This window comes from Proteus sp. G4415 (assembly GCF_963896075.1).
Taxonomy (GTDB): domain Bacteria; phylum Pseudomonadota; class Gammaproteobacteria; order Enterobacterales; family Enterobacteriaceae; genus Proteus; species Proteus mirabilis.
This window is the reverse complement of record NZ_CAWQOK010000017.1, coordinates 1-2816: the sequence shown is the minus strand read 5'-3', so window position 1 is coordinate 2816 and position 2816 is coordinate 1. Positions and strand designations below refer to the sequence as shown.

Here is a 2816-nt window from a genome sequence, read left to right as displayed (position 1 = left end):
GTGCCATTATTAAGAAGTGTTAATAAATTAGTATTTCTACTTTTATAAATAGCAGGTGCATCAAGCTTTAATGAAACTAATGTATCTTGGTTACAAATAACACCAATAGAAAAATGTGTTTCATTAGCGGGTATTGAATCACTTAAACTGTTTTTTTCTACAGGCGCTAATTCAATATTAGGTTGTTCAATATTAAGTTCGCAAACTTTATTCTGAGGCTTCTCAATAATCAAATTATTATAAGTAAATTTTTTATTATCTAATGTATAAACAAGAAAATCATCCATAACAAATATGTCGCTCAGAGGTTCTAGAACGATTTCGCTTATTTTTATTAATTGAATATATAGTCTTGGCCAACTATCAGTACAATATATATTTTTATATCCTTCTTTTCTAGTTTGAGCATTACAGACATTTGCATATTCAGGTGTTACATTAAATTCATCGCCTACTAAGTTAAAAGGTGTTTTATTCGCTGATATCTTAAAGCCAACTCCTGGAATATTTGTTTTAAAAATATCATCTTTATAATGCCTTGCATTAATAATTAATTTTAGATCAACTTTATCTTTACAATGAAGAATTGACGTAGATAGAGCGGCATCAGTAAAACTCATTTCTGCGATAGGTTGGCCAATATCGACACCTAAATCAATATCACTAGCTTTAAATCTAATATTATGTACTGGAATAAACCCATTGTCTGTTATATCGTCATAAACGCAATTGTTACTAAAGCTTTTATATGGTTCATCAGAATAACAATGGAATGAGAGTAAATAAATTAAAATAATAATGTATTTCATTTTTATATATTATTCCTCTTTAATGCAATTTACAGTTTTAAAATAAATTCTATTTTGTTTTTCATTATCATTTAATTGATAGTTAAATGAGCACTGTTGTTTGTTGGAACTTCCCCATTTTACAAAAATCTTTCCTGAAATAGGTAAATTAGAAATATATAATTTATTATCTTCATTTACATAGGATATATCGGATAGGGTGCCATCAGAATTTTTCACATAGGCTGTTGCACCAAAAGGAATGTTTTGGTGAAATGTAAATAAAGCACTTTCTCCTTTAGTTACCTTAATATTTTTTGCAATAATAGCTCCTTTAGTAGGAATTAAATGATAGCTATAATTATCAATATTATAATTATAATCTAATGATTTTGCATCAATGTGGAACTTATTGTTATGATAACTAGTTAAATTAGGAATGATTAAATAACCTCTTCGGTCTGATTCTATTGTTGGCTTTCCTATTATTTTTACTTTCTTAGCACCTGCAAAATTTAGGATAGCAAAACTATCATTTAGATCTTGGGCTAACGTTATTCCTCCATTATGAAACACAATGCCGCCATTGAGTCCATAGCCTAAAGAATAACTATCTTTATTAAATCGAGAGTTTATATTTAGTTTGGCTATCCTACTTAAATAATTAATTTTCATTGATGAATCTAAGCGTTCTTTATTATTTTTAGAAAAATCAAGGTTATAATTTAACCGATTATTTTCTAATGTATTTCCACTAAATGAAATATTCTCATGAAAATATTTTTCTCTATTATCATAATTGATCCTTGCTGTTGCCCAATGAGAGAGATCTTGACCAATAGGGTAATTTAAAAAAATTGATAATTGATTATTATTGCTATACTGATCTTTGCTATTCTCTAGCTCTAATGAATAGGAAAGTTTTTTATAATTTGAACTAGTATTAATAAAAAGTCGTTGGCTTTTTTCTTTTGAGTGATAATAGGTTGCAATATTATACCCCAACGTTAAAGCAATATTATTATTTAATGATTGTGAAAAGTGAAATCCTAAATCATATTTCTTATATTCTTTATTTACAGCATAATTCTCTTTAAATCTAAAGTAGAATGATGAGTTTAATGAAATAGTTGTATTTTCCATAGAAAATACTTTTTGGTAATTAATCTTATTGGACTGATATTGTTGATGATATTTCTCTCTTATCCAAGCGTTTTCTAATGAGACTATACCCAGGATATTTAATCCTAGGGTATTTCCAATAAGTGCTTTAATATCATCTCCTTTTTTTTCAGCTCCTATCATTGTCGTTAAATAATTGCTCACTCCATAGCTTAAATTCAATTGAGTTAATAGTTCTTTTTTCTTATTAGAAGGAAACTGTCTTTTTTGAGGATTGTTTACTAAACCCATAGTATAGTAATAATTCCATTGGTTCTTTCTTAATAAATACTGTGAAGAATAATTCCAGATTTTCTTCTTTCTTACTTCGCCATTTTCTTCTTTTATAATTAATACTAATTCACCATTTGTACCTAAAGAGGGAAGGTTATTAAGAGTAAATGGCCCAGGTGGTACAGATGTGCTATATAGTGTTTCTCCATTTTGCTCAATGCTAACTTCTGCATAGGTATAGGCGGTTTCACTTATAATGGGTGCATAACCTACTAGGGAGCCATCTTTCATTGCATTATCGCTATTGATTTGCACGCCTAGTATTTTATAAGTGTTTAAGTTAGGAGAATAAGCATAGAAATCACCCATAGTTAAAATGGAATTAATATTTCTAAGTGTCCTATATACATATTGCTGGTTTATAGAAAAAGAATTATTATTATTATAGTTTAGATCTTGACGATAACGCCATGCAAATAAATTAATTCCATTATATAGCTGTAGGTTATGTATGTGTTGTCCATTTAAACTATTTTGTTTATAATAATGGCCTTGATAGTTGTATTTAATGAAAGCAGCATTATCACCATCATCCAATTTTTCTTTGGAATATGAAGTGTTTTTTTCTATCGC

Annotated in this window: 2 protein-coding genes; both read right to left on the bottom strand. The window is 28.1% G+C overall.

What is annotated here, in order from left to right; translation table 11 throughout:
- On the bottom strand, nucleotides 1-809 hold an 809-nt coding region (locus AACU95_RS01625), incomplete at its 3' end, for a fimbrial protein (RefSeq protein WP_161737152.1).
- Between the two features lie 9 nt (nucleotides 810-818).
- Nucleotides 819-2816: fimbria/pilus outer membrane usher protein (locus tag AACU95_RS01620; RefSeq protein ID WP_161737151.1), on the bottom strand; the 1998-nt coding region annotated here is incomplete at its 5' end.